Raw genomic sequence first — 5239 nt, 5'->3', positions numbered from 1 at the left:
CTGTGGCACTCAGATGCCGGGAGCGGGAGCCATCCACCTCATCTGCTTTCGGGCAGTGGCAGAGTACTCTCTATGGCCGAGATGCTGCGCAGAGCAGACGGTCGGCTTTCAAGCCCGGAGCGACAAGAGCGGAACATTGATCGGTGCAGGTGTCGTCATGACGTGACCCGATGCGGCCTTTCAATTGCGAGCGTCGCTTGCTGGAGCTGCGTTAAGTCGGTCGGAGGCCAATGGTATTTTCAATGGAACGCTAATATACATGGAAACCCCAACGAGCAGCGCCTGCCAGATACTTGAGGAATGCCATGCGAAGGCTCATCTTCACGGCAATGTGTATCGCCGCCGCAACAGCCGCTAACGCCCATGATTGGTATGAAGACAAGATTGACCCGCAGACCAAATTCAAGTGCTGCGGCGGTTCAGATTGCCGCGCCGTACCTCGGTCTTCGGTGCGGTCCAGGGTAGACGGCGGGTACACTTATTTGCCGCATAATTTCACCATCCCACGGGACCGTGTACAGGAATCCCCGGACGGGCAATACCATATCTGCGAAAATAAATATGTTGTAACCAACCAGCTGTATTGGCGTTGCTTCTTCGCACCTCGTGTCGATGTGTCTATACTTCTAAAGCATTAACCGCGCGTCGCTTCCGCAACTTACATCTGCAAGGTTCTAGTCCATTAATTCTGTTGGACTTTCTTCAAAATTGTCGAAGCTCAAGCGGTGCGCGGTTGCCCCAGGGGATTTTGTTGGATACGTCGCGGCTATCGAGAGCCTGCGCGCCCTGGGCGTAACTCCATGGGGCGCTGCCGCCGGTGACTTCTGGGCGCGCTCCGCAAATTCGGTGACAGTCCAGATTTTATCGTGTCGGCAGGGCCGTGGTTGTGTAGACTGGCTGCGTGGCCCGCCTTGCCCGCATTGTGGTTCCAAGTCCACTCGCCACGTGACGCAACCGCGGTAACGGCTGGCGATTTCGACCACGATGGACAGCCAAGCGATAGGGGATAACTGGCGCGGGATCATCAGCACGGTTCATGCGGGAGCGGCATTCGCCGGATGCGGTAGCTGCGGCTGCAGTCTCGAATTTGACGCATCAGCACTTGCAAATCGTCAGCCGAGGTCTTTTGCTCGCGCGATAGTTGCCCTTGACCGTTGAATGGTTGGCGAACAGATGAACAAAATCGATCGACGGCGGCCAGAGTCAGAAACGGACACCACCGTAAATGCCGCAAGACTTGGAACTCGGCTGCGCCTCGCCCGCCAGACACGCGGCATGACGCTGAAGACGCTGGCCGCGGCTGCGAATTGCTCGGAAAGCCTGCTGTCCAAGATCGAGAACGGCAAGGCTTCGCCGTCCCTGCCCATGCTTCACCGTCTGGTCGAGGTTCTCGACACAAACATCGGCTGGATGTTCGAGCAAGTCGATGACGACGAGGCGATCGTATTCCGGGCGGGCGCAAGGCCTTTGATTGCGCTCGACGCGCTACGGCGTGGCGAAGGAATTTCGCTCGAACGCATCATTCCGTATTCGCCTGGCCACCTCTTACAATGCAACATCCATCACATCGAGGCAGAGGGCTCGAGCGAAGGTCCGATCCAGCATGCCGGCGAGGAAGTCGGCTATGTGCTCGCCGGCCGGATCGAGTTGATCGTCGACGGCAAGAGCCATGCTCTCGCCACGGGTGATGCCTTCGTGTTCAGATCGGAGTTGCCGCATCATTACCGCAACATCGGCGAGGAACGCGCTAGCATTTTCTGGGTCAACACGCCGGCGACTTTCTGAGCGACGCACTGCGTTCATTTGGATTGACAAATATTCAAGTCTCTTGAATGCTTGCCTCGTGCCTGTAGCACTAACGGGACCAGCCGAGGTCTGGTCCGCAAGCAAGGGGAACCGAAATGCGTCTGTTCAAACTTCTCGCCGGCTGTGCCGCCGCCATTGCCATGGGCTCGGCAGCCATGGGATCGGCGCTTGCCGATACGTTCGCTCTCGTCAACATCAACCAGCAGGCCCTGTTCTTCAACCAGATCAACGAGGGCGCGCAAAAGGCAGCCGACGCCGCCGGCGCCAAGCTGGTCATTTTCAACGCCAACAATGTGCCCAGCGCGCAGAACGACGCGATCGAGAACTACATCACGCAGAAAGTCGACGGCATCATTCTGGTCGCCATCGACGTCAACGGCGTCAAGCCTGCGATCAGCGCGGCCAAGGCGGCCGGCATTCCCGTCATAGCCATCGACGCGCAGATCCCCGACGGCGACAATATTTCGTTCATCGGCGTCGATAACACCAAGGCCGGCGAGGACATCGGCAAATTCTACGCCGACTATGTGAAGGCCGAGATGGGCGGCAAGGCCAAGATCGGTATCGTCGGCGCACTCAATTCATTCATCCAGAACCAGCGGCTCGACGGCTTCAAGAAGGCGGTGACCGAAAGCGGCCAGGCCGTCACCTTCCTCGACACGGTCGACGGCCAGAACGTTCAGGAGACCGCGTTGAGCGCTTCGGAAAACCTGATGACCGCCAATCCCGACATGAACTCGCTCTATGCGACCGGCGAGCCGGCCTTGCTCGGCGCAGTTTCGGCTGTGACCAGCCAGGGCCGCACCGGCGACGTCAAGGTGTTCGGCTGGGATCTGACCAAGCAGGCCGTTCAGGGCATCGACGACGGCTGGGTGGTCGCGGTCGTGCAGCAGGATCCGGCCGGCGAAGGCAAGGCCGCGGTTGAAGCGCTGGGCAAGCTCAAGAAGGGCGAGAAAATCGATCCGATCATCAACATCCCGGTGACGATCGTGACCAAGAAGAATGTCGACCAATACCGCGCGATGTTCAAGTAAACTGCGTCGGCGACCGAGCCGCGGCGCCGCCCGAGGCTGCGCCGCGGATGACTTGCAATCGCGTGGAATCCCAGATGAGCAGTGGCCAGACCTATCGGGTGCGGATGAGCGGCATCTCAAAGCGCTACAACGCCATCCAGACGCTCGATGACGTGTCGCTGACGCTGAAGCCGGGCGAGGTGCTGGGCCTGGTCGGCGACAATGGCGCGGGCAAGTCGACATTGAGCAAGGTGCTGTCGGGGGCTGTGGTTCCCGACGCCGGCACCATCGAGATCGACGGCAAGCCGGTGATCTTCAGCTCGCCGGCGGACGCACGTGCGGCGCGCGTCGAGATGGTCTACCAGGACCTGTCGCTCTGCGACACGGTCGATGTCGCCGGCAATCTGTTTCTCGGCCGCGAGCCGCGCCGCCGCATCGCAGGCATTTCCTTTCTCGACAAGAAGCGCATGCATGACGAGACTCGCCAGATGCTCGATCGGCTCGGCATCGTCATTGCCGACACGCGGCTCAAGGTCGAAAACCTCTCCGGCGGGCAGCGCCAGTCGATCGCGATCGGCCGCGCCGCCTCGTTCGAGCCGGCCGTGCTGATCATGGACGAGCCGACGGCAGCGCTTGCCGTGGCCGAAGTCGAGGCGGTGCTCGAACTGATCCGCGCGGTCAGTGCGCGCGGTGTCAGCGTCATCCTGATCACCCACCGGCTGCAGGATCTGTTCCTCGTCTGCGATCGCATCCAGGTCATGTATGAAGGGCGCAATGTCGCCGAGCGGCTGATCGGCGAGACCAATATCGAAGACGTGGTCAATCTGATCGTCGGCCGCAAGTTCAGCGCGCGCTCCGCCACCAATGGCTATCGCGGTGGAGCGCCGGCATGAGCGACGCGATCCACGCCGCCCAGCCCTCACGAGTGCGCAAGGGCACCTGGCGCGATGGCCTGCTCGCCAATGGCAGTGTCGTTTCGATCGCGCTATTCTTTCTGGTCGTCTGCATCATCTTCTCGGTTGCGACCGACGCGTTTCTGACATCGCCCAATCTGTTGAACATCCTGCGGCAGTCGGCGCCGCTGCTGATCGTCGCCGCGGCAATGACTTTCGTCATCACCACTGGCGGCATCGATCTTTCGGTCGGCTCGGTACTGGCGCTGGTGGCGACGCTGTCGGCGACGCTTTTGCAGTTCGGCCTGCCATGGCCAGTCGTTATCCTCGCCATGTTGGCGCTCGGTGCCCTGCTTGGCGCGGTGCAGGGCTATTTCGTCGCCTACGAGGGCATCCCGTCCTTCATCGTCACGCTTGCCGGGCTTTCGGTGATCCGTGGCGTGGCGCTGCTGATCACCGGCGGCTATTCCATCCCGATCGAGCCCGGAAGCGCTTTCACCGTGCTGGGCCGCGCCTGGTTCCTTGGCGTGCCGGTGCCGGCGCTGATCGCGCTGGCGATCCTGGCCATCGCCTATCTCGCCTTCAACGAGACGCCGTTCGGCCGCTATGTCACCGGCATCGGCGCCAACGCCGAGGCGGTGCGGCGTGCCGGCGTCAACACGCGGCAAACGACGCTCTTCGTCTATGTGATTTCCGCCACCGCGGCAGCCCTTGCCGGGATCATCATTGCTGCCCGGCTTGGATCGGGATCTTCGAATGCCGGACAGGGTTTCGAGCTGGAAGTCATCGCCGCCGTCGTGCTCGGCGGCACCAGCCTGTTCGGCGGCCGTGGAACGATCATTGGCACGGTGCTCGGCGCGCTGACCGTGGCCGTCATCGGCAACGGCCTGATCCTGGCGCATCTGTCGCCTTTCCTGACGCCGATTGTCACCGGAACGATCATCCTGATCGCCATCTGGCTGAACTTCCGTCTGTTCCGCGGCGCCGTGCGGAGCCGTTGAGCCGATGAGCGGTCTGTTCGATGACGCAGTGCCCGCCCAGCGGCTGGCGATCGGGGTCGACACTGGCCATGTGATGACCGTGCTCGGCCCGGTTCCGGTCGACGACATGCGCATCACGCTGATGCACGAGCACATCTTGCTCGATGGCGCGCGCAGCTGGAAATGCCCCTGCCATCCCGATGACATGGCGATCGCCGAGCAGCCGGTGAACATCGAGATCATCGGCGAGTTGCGCATGAACCCTTACGTCAACCGCGACAACGTTTCGCTGGACGACGCCGACCTGGCGCTGTCGGAGCTGCAGCGCTATCGCGCGCTGGGCGGCCACACCGTCGTCGATGCCACCAATATCGGCATCGGCCGCGACCCCGAAAAGCTCGCCCGCATCAGCCGCATGTCCGGCCTGAAGATCGTCATGGGCACCGGCTTCTATCTCGAGCACACCCATCCCGAATGGCTGAAGGCGATGGATGTCGACGCCGTGACCGAGTTCATCGTCAACGACGTCGGCGGCGGCGAGACGCAG

The 5239-nt window shown here is 61.7% G+C and carries 4 protein-coding genes and 1 pseudogene; all 5 read left to right on the top strand.

Annotation, left to right across the window (positions count from 1 at the left end; genetic code table 11):
• Positions 1–1173: 1173 nt before the first annotated feature.
• Complete coding sequence (locus E5W70_RS28300) at positions 1174–1785, top strand: cupin domain-containing protein (RefSeq protein WP_292664614.1); 612 nt, start codon at positions 1174–1176, stop codon at positions 1783–1785.
• A gap of 116 nt (positions 1786–1901) precedes the next feature.
• On the top strand, positions 1902–2840 hold the full coding sequence (locus E5W70_RS28295; RefSeq protein ID WP_292664613.1) for a substrate-binding domain-containing protein: 939 nt from the start codon (positions 1902–1904) through the stop codon (positions 2838–2840).
• Positions 2841–2914: 74 nt separating this feature from the next.
• Positions 2915–3712, top strand: coding sequence for an ATP-binding cassette domain-containing protein (locus tag E5W70_RS28290; protein ID WP_023721835.1), 798 nt, complete (start codon positions 2915–2917; stop codon positions 3710–3712).
• Entirely contained in the window at positions 3709–4713 is a 1005-nt protein-coding gene (locus E5W70_RS28285; protein ID WP_292664612.1) for an ABC transporter permease, read from the top strand. The genes E5W70_RS28290 and E5W70_RS28285 overlap by 4 nt, the downstream gene beginning before the upstream one ends.
• A 4-nt stretch (positions 4714–4717) precedes the next feature.
• A pseudogene (locus E5W70_RS28280) lies at positions 4718–5239 on the top strand (phosphotriesterase-related protein); the annotation flags it as partial.

Origin of the sequence: Mesorhizobium sp., assembly GCF_005063415.1 — a bacterium.
Taxonomy (GTDB): Bacteria; Pseudomonadota; Alphaproteobacteria; order Rhizobiales; family Rhizobiaceae; genus Mesorhizobium.
This window is presented reverse-complemented; position numbering and strand designations above follow the sequence as displayed.

Bases quoted from the DNA above. Each gene is read 5' to 3' on its own strand.
- E5W70_RS28285 (WP_292664612.1), top strand. From the start codon at position 3,709: ATGAGCGACGCGATCCACGCCGCCCAGCCCTCACGAGTGCGCAAGGGC.
- E5W70_RS28295 (WP_292664613.1), top strand. From the start codon at position 1,902: ATGCGTCTGTTCAAACTTCTCGCCGGCTGTGCCGCCGCCATTGCCATG.
- E5W70_RS28290 (WP_023721835.1), top strand. From the start codon at position 2,915: ATGAGCAGTGGCCAGACCTATCGGGTGCGGATGAGCGGCATCTCAAAG.
- E5W70_RS28300 (WP_292664614.1), top strand. From the start codon at position 1,174: ATGAACAAAATCGATCGACGGCGGCCAGAGTCAGAAACGGACACCACC.